General features: G+C 72.1%; 15 protein-coding genes. 3 read left to right on the top strand and 12 right to left on the bottom strand.

The features are described 5' to 3' along the window. Positions 1-26 precede the first annotated feature (26 nt). Positions 27-491, top strand: coding sequence for an RrF2 family transcriptional regulator (locus AGRA3207_RS32385; RefSeq protein ID WP_231330919.1), 465 nt, complete (start codon positions 27-29; stop codon positions 489-491). Between the two features lie 15 nt (positions 492-506). Next, positions 507-1,313 carry a DNA-formamidopyrimidine glycosylase family protein gene (locus AGRA3207_RS32380; protein WP_231330918.1) on the top strand — a complete coding sequence of 269 codons (807 nt, stop codon included), beginning with the start codon at positions 507-509 and terminating at the stop codon, positions 1,311-1,313. 191 nt (positions 1,314-1,504) lie between these two features. On the opposite strand, the gene AGRA3207_RS32375 is transcribed toward AGRA3207_RS32380, so the two are convergent. From AGRA3207_RS32375 to AGRA3207_RS32360, 4 genes are all read right to left on the bottom strand, one after another. Then, positions 1,505-2,011, bottom strand: coding sequence for a hypothetical protein (locus AGRA3207_RS32375; RefSeq protein WP_231330917.1), 507 nt, complete (start codon positions 2,009-2,011; stop codon positions 1,505-1,507). Between the two features lie 295 nt (positions 2,012-2,306). After that, positions 2,307-2,774, bottom strand: coding sequence for a Dps family protein (locus AGRA3207_RS32370; protein ID WP_231330916.1), 468 nt, complete (start codon positions 2,772-2,774; stop codon positions 2,307-2,309). 138 nt (positions 2,775-2,912) lie between these two features. After that, positions 2,913-3,266 carry a helix-turn-helix domain-containing protein gene (locus AGRA3207_RS32365; protein ID WP_131937264.1) on the bottom strand — a complete coding sequence of 118 codons (354 nt, stop codon included), beginning with the start codon at positions 3,264-3,266 and terminating at the stop codon, positions 2,913-2,915. 111 nt (positions 3,267-3,377) lie between these two features. Next, positions 3,378-4,673 (bottom strand): CinA family nicotinamide mononucleotide deamidase-related protein, encoded by a 1,296-nt coding sequence (locus tag AGRA3207_RS32360; RefSeq protein WP_231330915.1) that lies wholly within the window; start codon positions 4,671-4,673, stop codon positions 3,378-3,380. Positions 4,674-5,224: 551 nt separating this feature from the next. Here AGRA3207_RS32360 and AGRA3207_RS32355 point away from each other — a divergent pair. Beyond that, positions 5,225-6,010 carry an MOSC domain-containing protein gene (locus tag AGRA3207_RS32355; protein WP_231330914.1) on the top strand — a complete coding sequence of 262 codons (786 nt, stop codon included), beginning with the start codon at positions 5,225-5,227 and terminating at the stop codon, positions 6,008-6,010. Between the two features lie 56 nt (positions 6,011-6,066). On the opposite strand, the gene pgsA is transcribed toward AGRA3207_RS32355, so the two are convergent. The 8 genes from pgsA to AGRA3207_RS32315 form a co-directional block, all read right to left on the bottom strand. Continuing rightward, entirely contained in the window at positions 6,067-6,654 is a 588-nt protein-coding gene (gene pgsA / locus AGRA3207_RS32350) for a CDP-diacylglycerol--glycerol-3-phosphate 3-phosphatidyltransferase (protein WP_231330913.1), read from the bottom strand. Then, positions 6,651-8,072 carry a 30S ribosomal protein S12 methylthiotransferase RimO gene (gene rimO / locus AGRA3207_RS32345; protein WP_231330912.1) on the bottom strand — a complete coding sequence of 474 codons (1,422 nt, stop codon included), beginning with the start codon at positions 8,070-8,072 and terminating at the stop codon, positions 6,651-6,653. Before rimO ends, pgsA begins: the two co-directional genes overlap by 4 nt. Positions 8,073-8,134: 62 nt before the next feature. Continuing rightward, positions 8,135-8,887 carry a helix-turn-helix domain-containing protein gene (locus tag AGRA3207_RS32340; RefSeq protein WP_231330911.1) on the bottom strand — a complete coding sequence of 251 codons (753 nt, stop codon included), beginning with the start codon at positions 8,885-8,887 and terminating at the stop codon, positions 8,135-8,137. A 213-nt stretch (positions 8,888-9,100) separates the two neighbouring features. Next, complete coding sequence (locus tag AGRA3207_RS32335; RefSeq protein ID WP_231330910.1) at positions 9,101-11,776, bottom strand: DNA translocase FtsK; 2,676 nt, start codon at positions 11,774-11,776, stop codon at positions 9,101-9,103. 150 nt (positions 11,777-11,926) lie between these two features. Then, complete coding sequence (locus tag AGRA3207_RS32330; protein WP_231330909.1) at positions 11,927-13,615, bottom strand: ribonuclease J; 1,689 nt, start codon at positions 13,613-13,615, stop codon at positions 11,927-11,929. Beyond that, on the bottom strand, positions 13,612-14,550 hold the full coding sequence (gene dapA / locus AGRA3207_RS32325) for a 4-hydroxy-tetrahydrodipicolinate synthase (RefSeq protein ID WP_231330908.1): 939 nt from the start codon (positions 14,548-14,550) through the stop codon (positions 13,612-13,614). The genes AGRA3207_RS32330 and dapA overlap by 4 nt, the downstream gene beginning before the upstream one ends. A gap of 299 nt (positions 14,551-14,849) precedes the next feature. Next, positions 14,850-15,062 (bottom strand): hypothetical protein, encoded by a 213-nt coding sequence (locus tag AGRA3207_RS32320; protein ID WP_231330907.1) that lies wholly within the window; start codon positions 15,060-15,062, stop codon positions 14,850-14,852. A 131-nt stretch (positions 15,063-15,193) separates the two neighbouring features. Beyond that, positions 15,194-16,243 (bottom strand): glycoside hydrolase family 18 protein, encoded by a 1,050-nt coding sequence (locus tag AGRA3207_RS32315; RefSeq protein WP_231330906.1) that lies wholly within the window; start codon positions 16,241-16,243, stop codon positions 15,194-15,196. Positions 16,244-16,386 lie beyond the last annotated feature (143 nt).

Genomic DNA, 16,386 nt, shown 5'->3' with positions numbered 1-16,386 from the left:
TCCGATCGGCAAGGGATAATACGAGCATGCGATTGTCCGCCCGGGTCGACTACGCGCTGCGTGCCGCCGCGGAGCTGGCTGTCGCCGGAAGCCATCCGGTGACCGCCGTCCAGCTCGCGGAGGCCCAGCAGATTCCGCCCAAATTCCTGGAGAACATTCTCGGACAGCTTCGCCGGTCCGGCCTCGTCCGGAGCCAGCGCGGCCCCGAGGGCGGCTACTGGCTGGCCAAGCCGGCCGAGAAGATCTCCCTCGCCGACATCATCCGCGCGATCGACGGGCCGCTGCTCGGCGTCCGCGGAGAGCGGCCCGAGCACATCGGCTACGAGGGCCCCGCGCGCTCCTTGCAGGACGTGTGGATCGCGCTGCGCGCCAGTGAGCGCTCCATCCTCGAGTCGGTCTCGCTCGCCCACATCGCCGAGGGCGAGCTCCCCAATCCCGTCCGCAAGCTCACCGAGGACCCGACGGCCTGGGAGAGCCCATCCCTGATCTGACCCTCTGAGGCATCCATGCCGGAAGGCGACGTCGTCTGGCTGGCCGCCCGGCGCCTGCACGAGGCGCTCGCCGGGCGGCCTCTGTCGCGCTCGGACTTCCGCGTCCCCCGGCTCGCCACCTCCGACCTGCGCGGCCGGACGGTGCTGTGCGCGATGTCGCGCGGCAAGCACGTCCTGGTGCGTGTCGAGGGCGGGCTGACCGTCCACACGCACCTGCTGATGGAGGGACGCTGGCAGATCCGCCGCGCCGGGCCCGTCCCCCACGACCACCGGATCCGGCTCGTGCTCGCGAACGCCGAGTGGCAGGCGCTCGGCTACTCCCTCGGCCTGGTGGAACTCCTGCGCACCGCCGATGAGGACAAGGCCGTCGGCCATCTCGGCCCGGACCTGCTCGGTCCTGGCTGGGGTGACGGCCAGGCCGCCGAGGCCGTCCTGCGGCTGCGCGAGCGGCCCGGGCGGGCGATCGGCGAGGCGCTGCTCGACCAGTCCCTGCTCGCCGGGATCGGCAACGTGTACAAGGCGGAGATCCTCTTCCTGCGGGGCGTCCACCCGTGGACGCCCGTCGGCGAGGTCGCGGACCTGCCCGCGATGGTCGGGCTCGCCCACCGGCTCCTGGAGGCCAACAAGGAGCGGCACGGCCACATCACCACCGGCGACCGGCGGCGCGGGCGGGAGCACTGGGTGTACGGGCGGGCCGGGCAGCCCTGCCGCCGCTGCGGCGCCCGCGTCCACCGCGCGGCGCAGACCTCCGATGTCGGGGACCGGACCACGTACTGGTGCCCGCGGTGCCAGCCCTCTCCTGAGGCCCCTGAGAGCCTCTGAGAGCTCCTGAGGGGCCTTGAGGCCCCTTGAGGGCCCTAGAGGCTCCGGCGGCGGCCGCGGGTCGGCGCCCGCCCGGGTCCGAGGCCGCCGGACGGGTCGCCGCCTGTTCCGGGTCGCCGGATCCTGCGCCCGCGCCATCGATCGTCCGCGAACGGCACGGGGTGCGCCTGACCGTCCACCCCGCGCACGTGCTAGCGGACGGTCACCCGGCCGTCCGCCACGACCAGCCCCGCCTGGGGCGGCCCCTCGCCGCAGTGCGGCCCGTTGGGGAACGTGACCCGAGGGGTGAGATCGACCCGCCGGTCGAGCAGCCGACGGCCCCGGCCATCGCGGAGCACGAGGAAGGCTTGCACCGGCGTCCTCGGCAGGCCCTCGACACGCGCGAACCCGCCTTGTCCGCCATCGGGCGACATCGAGGCACCGCACGCGGCGTCGGGCCCCTCACCGTCGCAGCCCGCCGAGACCGCCTTCGAGGTCCGGGTCAGCTCGACCCGCGGGCTCTGGCACGCCCTGTCCCAGCAGACCCGCAGAGACACGGAGGCGACGCGGGCCGCGAAGGGAGGCCGGACGTCCACGCTCACACCGGGGACGGCGCCCACCAGCGTGCAGGGCCGCCCGCTTCCGGCGGACTCGGAACCGCAGGCGGCCAGGGCGAGCATCGCACCGGCGAGCACCACGGTCTTCGTGAGGAGGGCCATCCCCCATGATCATCACACCGCGGACGCCCACGGACCCCGAACGCATGAAGACCCCGGCACAAAACCGGGGTCTTCACACGCGGGCACATCACCACTGCCGGGGGTCGGCCGACTCTGATCCCGCGAACCGAGCACGAGCAAAGAACCGGCCTTGACTGGAACGCGAGCGCGCTACCAGTCCGGTGGGGGCGAAGCCGAAGGCGAGGCCCCCACCGGACTGATCGCGAAGCGATGTCGCGCTCGCACAAGCACGGTCAAGGGCGAGCCGCCAGGCGAGCCCTTGGGCCGGGGTTGCCTACAACTGAGCCTGGAACATCCAGTGCTGCTTCTCCAGCTCGGCCGCGAGGCCGATCAGCAGGTCCTGGGTGACGGGGTCGGATTCGTCGGTCTCGGTGATCCGCTCCCGGAACCGGGCGATGATCTGCGCGAGGGCGTCGGTGATCGCGGCGACGACCTTGTCGCCGGCGAGATAGCCGGCCTCCAGCTGCGGCAGGTCGGTGCGGTCGGCGACCGTGCGGGCACGGCCGTCGGGGTTGATGCCGATCGTGATGGCGCGCTCGGCGACGTCGTCCTGGCCCTGCCGTGCCAGGTCGACGATCTCGTCAAGGTGCTCGTGGACGACCTTGAAGTTGCGCCCGGTCAGGTTCCAGTGCGCCTGCTTGGCCACCAGGGCGAGATCTATGAGGTCCACCAGAGCACCCTGCAAGGCGTTGCCGGTGACCTTCTGGGCCGTCTCGGTGAGCGGGCTCTTGACCGCCGCCATTGTGGGGCTCCTTCCGCGTCGTTACGGTTATCCGCTACAACACGGAACGATCCCCTCAAATGCCGCGCTCATGCGTGAGACCGCGCACACCCGCGGCCCCGGTGGGCATGGGCGCGTCCCCGGCGTGCCATCGGAGGGTCAGGCCGCGACCATGTCGGCGCGGAACTCCCCTGTGATCTCCTCGGGCGTCTCCGGGATGCTCTCGGCCGTGATGCGCTCGTGCTCCGGCGCGCCCGCCATGACGGGCTCGTGCTGCAGCTCGGCGAGGGCCAGTTGATCCGCCACTTCCCTGAGCACGTGCGACAGCGGCACACCTAGGGCTTTGCAGATAGAGGAGAGCAACTCGGAAGAAGCCTCTTTCTGCCCTCGCTCGACCTCGGAGAGGTAGCCGAGGGAAACCCGTGCCGCCGCGGACACCTCACGGAGGGTGCGTCCCTGGCGCAGCCGCAGCTGCCGCAGTACGTCACCGAGCAGCTGGCGAAGCAGGACCATCGTCTCGCTCCCTCCCTCAGTTCGGACCATCTGCCGGTTCCACCGTACCCGCCTTGACGGTGGCCGTGGCAGACCGTTGATTTCGTGTTCGCTTGGAACGTAACGCTGTAATCAGCCGCACTCTTCCCGACCCGCCCGCGCGTCCCCGTCCCCGTCCACCGGGCCAAGCCCGAGCAAAGTGCGTCTTAGCAGGTCAAGGGCATGCACGACGGTCATTCTCCGGATCACCGCACGGATCTCCGGTCCGCTCCCGGGCACCGGGAGTCTCGGTTCGGCCACGGTGCGCAGATTTCCAGGTCCGGCCAGGCCGATATAGACCGTTCCCACGGGACGGCCGTCCTGCGGCTCCGGTCCCGCCACGCCCGTGACGGAGAGCCCGTACGCGGCGCCGAGCCGGTCCCGGACGCCCGCCGCCATCGCCGCGGCGACGTCGGGGTGGACGGCCCCGTGCTCGGCGAGGAGGTCCTCCGGGACGCCGAGCAGCCGCGCCTTCAGCTCGGTCGCGTAGGAGACGATCCCACCCGCGTAGGTCGCGGACGAGCCGGGCATCGCGGTCAGTTCCGCGCCGATGAGACCCCCGGTGAGCGACTCCGCGACCGCGACGCCCGCGCCGCGTTCGGCGAGCAGCCGGTGCACGACCCGGTCGAGCGTCTCGTCATCGGTCCCGTACACGGCCGGGCCGAGCAGCTCGCGGACGCGCGTCCCGGCCGTCGCGAGACGGCCGGGCGCGTCCGGGCCCGCGGCGGTGATCCGGATCTTCACCTCGGCGGGATCGGGGAGATAGGCGAGCCTGATGCCGTCCATGGCCTCGACCTCGGCGAGCCGTGTCGCGACCACCGACTCCCACAGGCCGGCGGTGCGCAGCGTGCGGCGCGCGACGGCGGGCAGCCCGGCGATCCCCGCCAGCTCCGGCAGGACCACCTCGTCCATGATCGTGCGCATCTCGAACGGGACGCCGGGCAGCGCGTAGGCGACGCCGCCGGGAAGCTCGACGCGCAGGCCGGGGGCCGTCCCGGCGGAGTTGTGCAGCAGCCCGGCGCCCTCGGGGACCTCGGCCATCCGCATCGCCATCGGCTGGAGCCCGCGCCCCGACGCGGCGGACCGCTCGCGCAGCCGCCGCTCCAGTGCCGGGTCACGGACGAGCGCGACCCCGGCCGCCTTGGCCAGCGCGTCCCGGGTCAGGTCGTCGTAGGTGGGCCCGAGGCCGCCGGTGGTGATGACCGCGTCGGCACGTCCCAGAGCGGACGTGACGGCCTCGACGATGACGTCGGTCTCGTCGCCGACGACCACGCTGCGGGTCACCTCGACGCCGTGGTCGGCCAGCCGCCGCCCGAGCCACGCCGCGTTCCCGTTGACCGTGTCGCCGAGGAGCAGCTCGTCCCCGACGGTGAGCAGTTCGACCCGCATCGTGCCCCTGTCCTCGTCCTGGTGCCGCACACGTCCCGGTGCCGCACGGCGCCCCGAATCTACAGCCGCCCTCCGACGGGGGCCGGGCCCGGCCGGTCGGCGAAGGCGGCGGCCGCATCAGGACGGAGGGCGGGATCACGGCGAATGGGGAACGTGCCACCAAACGACATCACGGGCATATCTCATTCCCTCGGGGAAAATACAGCGGACCGTCGTATTGTGCTCCGGACCGGGGCCGGATCGTCCACTGCGCGCGGGTGGGAACGTACCCAAAGCGCGCTTCGTCGGTACACCGCGTCGTATATCTCCGGCACGGCTCCCGACTCGCGAGGGCCCGCCGGTCACATTGTGAGTCAGAACTCATGGGCCGCGGCTCAAAGCACGGCCATTCACAGGGATAATTGCCTCGGGGCCGCGAGACCGGGCTGCGGGGCCACGACCGGGGTGGGCGTGGCCTCGCAGCCCACCCGCCCTCGCAATCTGACGAATCCGTGTCAGGTACCGCCCCGTTCCCTGGCCACGGCGCACCCGCCGGCCCTACCGTCCGACGCATGATCGCTGTCGTCGCCGGGCTGAACCTCTTCCCGATCAAAAGCGCGGGCGCGGTCGCGGCGCACGAGGCCGGCGTGACGCCCGCCGGGTTGCGGCATGACCGGGAGTTCATGCTCGTCCGGCCGGACGGGCGTCATCTCTCGCAGCGGGAGGTCCCGGAACTGGCGCTGCTGCGCCCCGCGTTCGACGGCGTCAAGCTGACCGTCCACACGCCCCTCGCGAGCGCGCCGCTGGTGTGGGAGGCGGCGGACGGCCCCGCTCGCGACGTGACCGTGCACGGCCGTCCGTGCCAGGGGGTGGACCAGGGCGACGAGCCCGCCGGCTGGTTCGGCGCGGCGCTGGGGCTCCCCTGCCGGCTCGTCCGCTTCACCGGGACGCGTCCCACCCGCCTCGGCGGCGGCACGCTGGCGTTCGCGGACGGCTACCCGGTCTCGGTCCTGTCCGGCGAGTCACTGGACGACCTGAACCGCAGGGCGGGCGCCCCGCTCCCGATCGACCGGTTCCGCGCCAACATCGTGCTGGAGGGGCTCGGCCCGTACGGCGAGGACGGCGTGACCCGGCTGCGCGGTACCGCCGTCGAGATCGAGCTGGTCAGACCGTGCGGGCGCTGCGTCATCATCAACACCGACCAGGAGACGGCCCGCCGCGCCCCCGGGCCGCTGCGGACCCTCGCCGGCTACCGGACCGAGCGCTTCGACGGCGAGCGCGGGATCATGTTCGGCCGCCTCGGCATCCCCCGCGCCCCCGGCACACTCCGGGTGGGCGACGCTCTCAGCGCTTCCTGAGCACGGGCCCTCCGCACGGGCCCTCCGCACGGGTCCGCCGGTACCGGGCGTGCCCGTCAGGCGGTGCCCTTGCGGCGCAGTTTCCATGCCTGGACGACGTAGTCCACGCCCGTGACGACCGTGACGGCGAGGGCCGCGCCCATCGTCACCCACCGCACGGGGTCGAGCGGCCCGGGAAGGATGTAGAACCCGATCGCGAAGACCTGGAGCGTCGTCTTCAGCTTGCCGCCCTTGCTCGCCGGGATCACCCCGTGGCGGATGACGACGAACCGCATCAGCGTGATGCCGATCTCCCGGACCATGATCACGATCGTCACCCACCACCACAGCTCCCCCATGATCGAGAGGCTGACGAGCGCGGCGCCGGTGAGCGCCTTGTCGGCGATCGGGTCGGCGATCTTCCCGAAGTCGGTGACCAGGCCCCGGGCGCGGGCGAGGTCGCCGTCGATCTTGTCGGTGAGGGACGCGACGGCGAACACCGCGAACGCCGCCACCCGCCACCCGGTGCCGTCCAGGAACAGCGTCCAGACGAAGAGCGGGACCAGCGCGATCCGGACGAGCGTCAGCGCGTTCGCGATGTTGTAGACGCTCGCCGGGGGCGGGTCCGGGGACCCCGCCACCGGGTCGGGCGCGCCGGAGATCATGACACGTCCGCGACGAGGTCCACGCCGTCGCTGCCGGTCACCAGGGCCGTGACGATGTCGCCGGCGGTGAGGCCGGGGCCGCGCACGAGGACCGTCCCGTCCACCTCGGGCGCCTGGTGCTCGGCGCGTCCCTCGAACGCGCCGCCCCCGGCGTCCTCCTCCAGCAGGACCCGGACCCGCGAGCCCACGCGGTCCTCGGCGCGCTGCGCGGTCAGCTCCTCGGCGAGGCCCGACAGCTCCTCGACGCGGCGGGCGACCTCGTCCAGGTCGAGCTTGCCGTCCAGCCCCGCGGCCTCGGTGCCGTCCTCGTCGGAGTAGCCGAACACGCCGACCGCGTCCAGCCGCGCCGCGGACAGGAACGCCACCAGCTCCTCGAAGTCCTCCTCGGTCTCGCCGGGGAAGCCGACGATGAAGTTGGAGCGCACGCCCGCCTCGGGCGCCTGCGCGCGGATCTGGCCGAGCAGGTCCAGGAACCGCTCGCGGTCGCCGAAGCGCCGCATCGCGCGGAGCACGGGGCCGCTCGCGTGCTGGAACGACAGGTCGAAGTACGGCGCGACGCCGGGCGTGCCGCAGATCGCCTCGATGAGCCCCGGGCGGGTCTCGGCGGGCTGGAGGTAGCTCACCCGGACGCGTTCGACGCCGTCGACGGCGGCGAGGGCCGGGAGCAGCCCCTCCAGGGCCCGCAGGTCGCCGAGGTCCTTGCCGTAGGACGTGGAGTTCTCGCTGACGAGGACGAGCTCGCGCACGCCGTGCCCGGCCAGCCAGCGCGCCTCCTCCAGCACCTCCGCCGGGGGCCGTGACACGTACGCGCCGCGGAACGCGGGGATCGCGCAGAACGTGCACCGCCGGTCGCAGCCGGACGCCAGCTTCAGCGGGGCGACCGGACCGCCGCCGAGACGCCGCCGCAGCACCCGGGGGCCGGACGCGGGCGCCACGCCGTCGGGCAGGTCGTCGTGCCCGCCGTGCCCGGGGATCGCCACCGCGGCGCCGGCCGTGGTGCGCTCGACCGGGCTGATCGGCAGCAGCTTCCGCCGGTCCCGCGGGGTGTGGGCCTCGCGGGGCCGGCCCGCCATCACCTCGTCCAGCCGCTCGCCGATGGCGGTGTAGTCGTCGAAGCCGATCACCGCGTGGGCCTCCGGAAGGGCCTCGGCCAGCTCCTTGCCGTACCGCTCGGCCATGCAGCCCGCCGCGACGACTTTCGCTCCGGAGTCGTGCGCCGCCAGCAGCGTGTCGATGGAGTCCTTCTTCGCCGCCTCGATGAAACCGCAGGTGTTGACCACCACCACGTCGGCGCCGGACGCGTCGCCGTCGGCCAGGTCCCAGCCGGCGTCCTCGATGCGGGCGGCGAGCTCCTCGGAGTCGACCTCGTTGCGGGCGCAGCCGAGCGTGATGAGTGAGACCTTGCGGCGTATGGGCATGCCCCTAAGGTAATGGGCGCGGGGGCCGCGCCCGACCAGCGGGCGGCCGCCCCCCGGGCCGGTCAGGCGGTCTTCGGGTCGCCGCGTCCGAAGTCCATCCGCTGCACGCCCCTGCCCTTGCCGGGCGCGCCGATGTCCTTGCCGTTGACGGTCATGCGGACGCCGCCGCCGACGCCGACGACGATGCTGATCTTCTTCTTGGAGGTCCAGCGCTTCCGCTCGCCCTCGCGCAGGATCCCGTTGAACAGCACCTTGCCCTTGTCGCCCTGGACGCTGACCCAGGTGGTGCGCCGGGCCTGGACGGCCAGCTCGACGGTCTTGCGCGGGGCGGCGACCACCGGGTCGCTCTTCTTCGGCGGGACGCCCGCGGGCGCCCGGGGCGAGGCGGCCGGGGTGCCCGCGACCTGCTGGGCGGTGCGGTGCTCACGGCCGCCGCCGTGCCCGATGACCTGGACGATCCCGTAGATCACCACGAGGGCGAGGGCGAGCGCCATCGCGGCGCTCCAGTTCGGGGAGCGGCGCTCGCGGAACGCCACGGGCTGCTCGGGCTCGAACGCCGACACGGCCGAGACGGGCTGCGGGGCGCCGCCGTGCGTCGCGTCGAACTCGCTGACGAGCGGCTCGGGGTCGATGCCGATGACACGGGAGATGCTGCGGATGTGGCCGCGGGCGTAGAAGTTGCCGCCGCAGGTGGAGAAATCGTCGGCCTCCATGCCGCGGATGACGGTCTCCCGTATCCGCGTCTGGAGGCTCACCTGGGTCACCGAGAGACCGGCTTGCTGACGCTCCTTCGCCAAGGTCTCACCGATGCTCACGCCGAGCCTCCTTTGCGCGCGTCCATGCCCGACCCCACACTCCAGCGACACCAGTCTAGGAACCGCAATGCCCGCTCGGCGACAGCCAACACGTTCGAAACTGGGCAAGATTTCGCATCATTCCGCCATCGCCCGGCCCGCACGACTTCCGGCCGGAGAGACCCGGCCGGTCTCGGTAACGGGACACGCGGGGGACGATCCGCGGAACACGGCTCACCCTCCGCGCAACTCGGCCAGGACCCCGGGCAGGTCGTCGGGTTTGGCGAGGACGTCGCGGGCCTTGGACCCCTCGCTCGGGCCGACGATGTCGCGGCTCTCCATGAGGTCCATGAGACGTCCCGCCTTGGCGAACCCGACGCGCAGCTTGCGCTGGAGCATCGACGTGGACCCGAACTGGGTGGACACCACCAACTCGATCGCCTGGACCAGCAGGTCCATGTCGTCGCCGATCTCCTCGTCGATCTCCTTCTTCGGCGCGTTGGACTCGGCGACGTCCTCGCGGTAGACCGCCTCCATCTGCCCCTTGCAGTGGTCGACGATCCCGTGGATCTCCTTCTCGGCCACGTAGGCGTTCTGGATGCGCATCGGCTTGCTGGCGCCCATGGGCAGGAACAGCGCGTCGCCCTGGCCGACGAGCTTCTCGGCACCGGGCTGGTCGAGGATGACGCGGCTGTCGGCGAGCGAGGACGTCGCGAACGCCAGCCGGGACGGCACGTTGGCCTTGATGAGCCCGGTGACGACGTCCACGGAAGGGCGCTGGGTGGCCAGCACCAGGTGGATGCCGGCGGCGCGGGCGAGCTGGGTGATGCGCACGACCGAGTCCTCGACGTCGCGCGGCGCGACCATCATCAGGTCGGCGAGCTCGTCCACGATGACGAGCATGTACGGGTAGGGGGTGTAGACGCGCTCGCTGCCGGGCGGCGCGGTCAGCTTGCCCGCCTTGACCGCCTTGTTGAAGTCGTCGATGTGCCGGAACCCCGAGGCGGCGAGGTCGTCGTAGCGGCGGTCCATCTCGCCGACGACCCAGTCCAGCGCCTCGGCGGCCTTCTTCGGGTTGGTGATGATCGGTGTGATGAGGTGCGGGATGCCCTGGTACATCGTCAGCTCGACCCGTTTGGGGTCGACCAGGATCATCCTGACCTCGTCGGGCGTGGCGCGCATCAGCACCGAGGTGATGAGCCCGTTGATGCAGGTCGACTTGCCCGCGCCGGTGGCGCCGGCGATGAGGATGTGCGGCATCTTGGCCAGGTTCGCCACGACCGTCCGGCCCTCGACGTCCTTGCCCAGCCCGACGATCATCGGATGGTGCTCGTTGGTCGCGGCGGGCGAGCGCAGCACGTCGCCGAGGCTGACGATGTCCTTGTCGACGTTGGGGATCTCGACGCCGATCGCGGACTTGCCGGGGATCGGGGAGATGATCCGCACGTCCGCGCTCTTGACGGCGTAGGCGATGTTCTTGGTGAGCGCGGTGACCTTCTCGACCTTGACGGCCGGGCCCAGCTCGATCTCGTACCGGGTGATCGTCGGCCCGCGGGTGAAGCCGGTGACCTGCGCGTCGATGTCGAACTGCTCCAGGACCCCCGTGAGCGCGTTCACCACGGTGTCGTTCGCCTTGGTGCGCGGCTTGGCGGCGCTGCCGGGCCGCAGCGCCGACGGGTCGGGCAGCACGTAGATCTCGCCGGACGAGGAGAGCGGCAGCTGCTCGGAGCTGCGCGGCGCCGGGGTGGGGTCGGGCGCCTCGTGCGCGCCGGGCGGCGCAGGGTGGTCGAGCGGGCCGGGCAGGTCGGGGAGGTCGTGCTCGCCGGGCGGCGGGACCTCGTCGTCCAGCGGCGGCGCGGGCGGAGGGACGTCCCCGCCGAACGGGTCGGGCTCGAACAGCTCGTCGGCGAGGTCCCGCTTCGGGCGGGCGCCCTTCTCGGTCTCGTCCTCTAGAAGCGGCGTGTCGTACGGCTTGGAGTGCTCGCCGACCTCCAGCTCTCCCTCGCCGCCTTCGCCGTCGCCCTTGGACTTGGACTTGCGGCGGCGCTTCTTCGGGGCGTCGCCGTCCTGCTCCTCGTCCTTGGACGGACGTTCCGGGCGTCCTTGGAGCGTCGCCATCGACCACAGGTCCGTGAACCGCTCGGGGACCTTGTTGATGGGCGTCGCGGTGATGACGAGCAGCCCGAAGAAGGCCAGGAGAAGCAGCAGCGGGACCGCCACCCAGCCGCTGAGCCCGGCCTCCAGCGGTGCCGAGACCAGCCAGCCGACGACGCCGCCCGAGCCGCGCACGCCCGGCATGTCCTTGGACGGGGACGGGACGCCCGCGGCGATGTGCAGGATGCCGAGCACGCCGACGCCGAGGGCCGTGCAGCCGATCACGACGCGGCCGGTGTCCTCGTGCTGGTCGGGGTGGCGCAGCGTCTGCCAGGCCAGCAGCGCCAGCAGGACGGGCAGCACCACCGCCATCAGCCCGAGGCCGCCGCGCACGACCTTCTCCAGCGCGATGGTGACGACGCCGTCGGGACGGAACCAGGTCACCGAGGCCAGCACGATGGACGAGCCGAGCAGCGCCAGGCCGAGCCCGTCGCGGCGGTGCTCGGGGTCGAGGTTGCGGGCACTGGTGCCGTACGCGCGGAACACGCCGCCGACGGTCACCGCCGCGAGCTGGTAGAGCTTGAACAGCAGCCGGGCGAACCCGGAGATCACCTGGACGATCGGATGGGGCGCGCGCGCGGAGCGCCCCCTGGCGGAGCCGCGGGCGCCGCCCTTGGCCGGGCCGCGCGCGCCGCCCTTCGCCCCGGCCCGCTGGCCGGTGCCGGTCCGCTTGCGGGGGGCGGGGCCGGCCGGCTTCCGGCCCGCGCTGCCCCCGGCACGCGAGGTGCTCTTCGGTCCGGACGCACGTGTGGCCATGATGATGAGAGTAGCCAAGGACCCCCGGGGTTCCAGGGATGGCGGAGCGGCGTGTTGCACCACCCGTGACGGACGGGGCACCACCCGGCGTCCCCCGGCGGAAGGCCCGCCGTAGGCCGCCGCGTGGTGGCCCGTCCGTCTGGAGCGGTCCTATACCTCGACGATCACAGGAATGATCATCGGGCGGCGGCGGTAGTTGTCGCTCACCCACTTGCCGACCGTGCGGCGCACGAGCTGGCTGATCTGGTGCTGGTCGTTGACGCCGTCCCCGGCGGCGTCCCGCAGCACCTGGTCGATCCGCTCCAGGATCTCGTCGAAGTCCTCGTTGACGATGCCCGCGCCGCGCGCGTGGATCTCCGGCCCGGCCACGACCTTGCCGGAGGTCGAGTCGATGCCGACGACGATGGAGACGAAGCCCTCCTCGCCGAGGATCCGCCGGTCCTTCAGCGACGTCTCGGTGACCTCGCCGACCGACAGCCCGTCCACGTACACGTACCCGGCGGGGACGGCGCCGACGATGCTCGCCTGCCCGTCCACGAGGTCGACGACCACGCCGTCCTCGGCGATGACGATGTTGCGGTCGGGCACGCCGGTCAGCGACGCGAGCTTGGCGTGCGCCCGCAGGTGCCGCCACTCGCCGTGGATCGGCATGAAGTTGCCCGGCTTGGTCATGTTGAGCACGTACAGCAGCTCGCCCGCGGAGGCGTGCCCGGACACGTGCACGAGCGCGTTGCCCTTGTGGACGACCCGCGCGCCCCACCGGGTGAGGCCGTTGATGACGCGGTTGACCGCGTTCTCGTTGCCGGGGATCAGCGACGACGCGAGCATCACCGTGTCACGGTCGGTGATCCGGATCTGCTGGTGGTCGCGGTTGGCCATCCGCGACAGCGCCGACATCGGCTCCCCCTGCGAGCCGGTGCACACCAGCACGAGCCGGTCGGCCGGGACGTCGTCCAGGTCGCGCGGGTCGACCATGATGCCCTCGGGCACGTCCAGGTAGCCGAGCTCGCGCGCGACGCCCATGTTGCGGACCATCGACCGGCCGATGAAGCAGACCTTGCGGCCGTTGGCGACGGCGGCGTCCAGGACCTGCTGGACGCGGTGGACGTGCGAGGCGAAGCAGGCGACGATGAGCCGCTCCTGCGCCGTGCGGAACACCTCGTCGACGACCGGGCCGATGTTGCGCTCGCTGGGGACGAACCCGGAGACCTCGGCGTTGGTGGAGTCCGACAGCAGCAGGTCGATGCCCTCGGCGCCGAGCCGGGCGAACCCGGGCAGGTCGGTGAGGCGGCCGTCCAGCGGGAGCTGGTCCATCTTGAAGTCGCCGGTGTGCAGCACGAGGCCCGCGCGGGTGCGGACGGCGAGCGCGAGGGCGTCGGGGATGGAGTGGTTGACCGACAGGAACTCGCAGTCGAAGGGCCCGTAGCTGCGCCGCTCCCCCTCGGCGACGACCTCGGTGACGGGTTTGATGCGGTGCTCGGTGAGCTTGGCCTCCAGCAGCGCGAGGGTGAGCTTCGAGCCGACCAGCGGGATGTCGCGGCGCTCGCGCAGCAGGTACGGGACGGCGCCGATGTGGTCCTCGTGGCCGTGCGTCAGGACGACGGCCTCGATGTCGTCGAGGCGTTCCCTGATGTACTCGAAGTCGGGCAGGATCAGGTCGATGCCGGGCTGCTCGGTCTCGGGGAACAGGACGCCGCAGTCGATGACGAGCAGGCGGCCGCCGTGCTCGTACACCGTCATGTTGCGGCCGATCTCCCCGAGCCCTCCGAGCGCGACGATGCGCAGGCCGGACTCCGGCGGTGGCGGCGGGTCGGACAGCTCCGGGTGAGGATGACTCACCGGGCGACCTCCGGGATGGCTGCCTCGGGCACTTTTACTCCCCCTATCGTCAGGTCTTCACGCAGGCGCGCCGCGAACTCCGGCGTGGCCTCCACCAGGGGCGCGCGCAGCGGGCCGCCTCCGGGGAGGCCGAGCAGGTTCAGCGCTGCCTTGACGGCGATGGCGCCCTGCGTACGGGTCATGATCGCGGTGACCACGGGCAGCAGCCGGCGATGGATGTCCAGCGCCCGCCCGTGCTCACCGGCGAGATATGCGTCGATCATCTCATGGAGCTCGGCGCCCACGACATGGCCGACCACGCTGACGAACCCCGCCGCGCCGACCGACAGCCAGGGCAGGTTGAGGTTGTCGTCGCCGGAGTACCAGACGAGGTCCGTCGCGGCCATCACCCTGGACGCGCCGAACAGGTCGCCCTTGGCGTCCTTGACGGCGGCGATCCTCGGGTGCTCGGCGAGCTGCAGCAGCGTGTCGTTCTCGATCGGCACCCCGGCGCGGCCCGGGATGTCGTACAGCATGGTGGGCAGGCCGGTGGCGTCGGCGACCGCGGTGAAGTGGCGGACGAGCCCCTCCTGCGGGGGCTTGTTGTAGTACGGCGTGACCACCAGCAGCCCGTGCGCGCCGGCGGCCTCGGCCTGCCGCGCGAGTTCCAGGCTGTGCTCGGTGTGGTTCGTTCCGGCACCGGCGACGATCACCGCGCGGTCCCCGACCGCCTCGATGACCGCGCGCAGCAGGCGCCCCTTCTCGTCGTCGCTCGTCGTCGGCGACTCGCCCGTCGTCCCGTTGACGACGAGGCCGTCATGACGCCGCTCGTCGACCAGGTGGGTCGCGAGGCGCGCGGCGCCGTCGTAGTCGACGCCACCGTCCGGCAGGAACGGTGTGACCATCGCGGTCAACATCCGCCCAAATGGCGCGTCGGTCGTTGTGCTGGGTGCCATGCATCGAACGGTACCGTTCCGGCGGGTCGCCTTGGACCCGCAGGTCCCTCCCAGTCAGGGAATCTCCCGCCCTGGTCGGCCGGGCCGCCGGCGGCGGGGCCGTGCGGGGGCCTGGACCGGGCAGCATAGAAGCCGCCGCCACACGCTCGGGGGTACGCGTGGCGGCGGCTCCATCACCACATCGTTGCACGCAAATGCGACGTTACGGGGTCAGTCCGGCCACACCCCGGACTCGGTTGGATAACGTGACCATGGTCGTCACGGTCCCGGTCACGGCCCCGCCGGAGGCCCGGGGACGCCTACGCGCACCCCTCGGCGGTGGTGAGTTCGTGCGGCGTGAGTTCGTGCAGACGGACGCGCAGCTCCTCGACGTCGGGCGTCCGGACGAGATCGTTCCCCCGGACGGCCCACCAGTGGCCGGAGCCGCCCCGGCCGATCCGCCATCCGGCGAACTCGGCCGACAGCTCGCTGAGCCTGTCGGTTTCGTGCCACGCGGTCTGCTCAATGCCCATCGGCTGCCCCAATCCCTCTGTGTACCGCTCGGGCCTGGACTTCGCATCCGTGCCTACCCCGGGGAAGCCCGGCTATCCGACCGTTTTCACCTGCGGGGACACGGAAATCGGCCTGTCACGGACAGGCTTTCCTAACGGCCGGAATCAGCTATCGCGGAGGGAAGCCATATAGCGCGGTAACGGGCCCATTCGTCGGGGCCGGTAGTCCAGTCCGCGTACACGCCGACGCCGTACGGCCGTTTCGGAGGCCGGTCCAGATCGTCGATGCCGCGCCGGACGCCGCGCAGCGCGACGGCGAGGTCCTCGGCCCAGCCCAGGCGCGGCCGGTAGGTGGGAACGCCCATGAACACCGTCGTCCTGTCCCCGATCAGCTCCAGGGTCCGGCGGGTGTGCCGCGCGTAGTGCCATCCGGCGAGCGACCGCGTCGGCAGCGACACGTCATAGGTCATGATCGCGACCTGGTCGGCGCGGTCGGCGATCGCGCGCAGGAAGTCCCCGGTCGGCCGCGGCGGGTAGTGGACGGGCCCGTGGCGCGGGATGAGCGCCTTGTAGACGGGCTGGAGCGCATCGAACAGCGGGGGCTGTTCCAGCGCCACCGACAGCAGCCGCCTCCGCGCCCGGGTCAGTTCCCGCGTGCGGTCCATGAGCGTCAGGAAGGCGGTGTCGTCGGGGTAGATGGGCTCGAAGTCGTAGTGGATCCCGTCGAACCCGGCGTCGAGGAGGGCCATGTCGGCCTTCAGCACCCGCTCCCGCACGGCGGGGTCGTCGAGGTCGGTGACACCGTGGCCGTCGACCGTGCGGATCTGCCCCAGGTACGCCTGCGCGCGCACCCCCGGCGCGTACTTCCGGACGGCCTGGATGAGCTGCCCGGCATAGCGGTACCTGGACGGCGGGACCGTCCCGTCCGCCTCGAAGGGCCCGGCGTGGAAATAGACGTCGCTGATGCGGTTCCGCGTGAGGAGTTCGCCGAGCGCGCGGTACTCGGCGTCGGAGTGCGGTTCGCCCACCCACTGGTGCCGCGCCCAGAGCGCGTTCACCTCCGTACCCCGCGCAGTGGGTTCGTCCTGCCACCACACCCACGCGCCACTGAGAACAAGCGCGATGAGTCCGAGCACGTACGCCGCCGCCCAGCCCGCCCATCGCGCCGCGCGCCGCATCCCCAAGCCACGCATCCCCGTCATTCACCAATGATCGCGGATCAACCCGGCAGTCCAGACGCGATCGGCACGCCCAGGCCATGGAACGATCATGCTTTCGCCGGGATCGCGCGTCGCGCGCGCGGTTCGTTGACATCAGGGGAAGGATGTGGTGACCAGGCGGTCCA

Origin of the sequence: Actinomadura graeca (assembly GCF_019175365.1) — a bacterium.
In the GTDB taxonomy this organism is placed as follows: Bacteria; Actinomycetota; Actinomycetes; order Streptosporangiales; family Streptosporangiaceae; genus Spirillospora; species Spirillospora graeca.
This window is presented reverse-complemented; position numbering and strand designations above follow the sequence as displayed.

Bases quoted from the DNA above. Each gene is read 5' to 3' on its own strand.
- AGRA3207_RS32385 (WP_231330919.1), top strand. From the start codon at position 27: ATGCGATTGTCCGCCCGGGTCGACTACGCGCTGCGTGCCGCCGCGGAG.
- AGRA3207_RS32380 (WP_231330918.1), top strand. From the start codon at position 507: ATGCCGGAAGGCGACGTCGTCTGGCTGGCCGCCCGGCGCCTGCACGAG.
- AGRA3207_RS32375 (WP_231330917.1), bottom strand. From the start codon at position 2,011: ATGGCCCTCCTCACGAAGACCGTGGTGCTCGCCGGTGCGATGCTCGCC.
- AGRA3207_RS32370 (WP_231330916.1), bottom strand. From the start codon at position 2,774: ATGGCGGCGGTCAAGAGCCCGCTCACCGAGACGGCCCAGAAGGTCACC.
- AGRA3207_RS32365 (WP_131937264.1), bottom strand. From the start codon at position 3,266: ATGGTCCTGCTTCGCCAGCTGCTCGGTGACGTACTGCGGCAGCTGCGG.
- AGRA3207_RS32360 (WP_231330915.1), bottom strand. From the start codon at position 4,673: ATGCGGGTCGAACTGCTCACCGTCGGGGACGAGCTGCTCCTCGGCGAC.
- AGRA3207_RS32355 (WP_231330914.1), top strand. From the start codon at position 5,225: ATGATCGCTGTCGTCGCCGGGCTGAACCTCTTCCCGATCAAAAGCGCG.
- pgsA (WP_231330913.1), bottom strand. From the start codon at position 6,654: ATGATCTCCGGCGCGCCCGACCCGGTGGCGGGGTCCCCGGACCCGCCC.
- rimO (WP_231330912.1), bottom strand. From the start codon at position 8,072: ATGCCCATACGCCGCAAGGTCTCACTCATCACGCTCGGCTGCGCCCGC.
- AGRA3207_RS32335 (WP_231330910.1), bottom strand. From the start codon at position 11,776: ATGGCCACACGTGCGTCCGGACCGAAGAGCACCTCGCGTGCCGGGGGC.
- dapA (WP_231330908.1), bottom strand. From the start codon at position 14,550: ATGGCACCCAGCACAACGACCGACGCGCCATTTGGGCGGATGTTGACC.
- AGRA3207_RS32320 (WP_231330907.1), bottom strand. From the start codon at position 15,062: ATGGGCATTGAGCAGACCGCGTGGCACGAAACCGACAGGCTCAGCGAG.
- AGRA3207_RS32315 (WP_231330906.1), bottom strand. From the start codon at position 16,243: ATGACGGGGATGCGTGGCTTGGGGATGCGGCGCGCGGCGCGATGGGCG.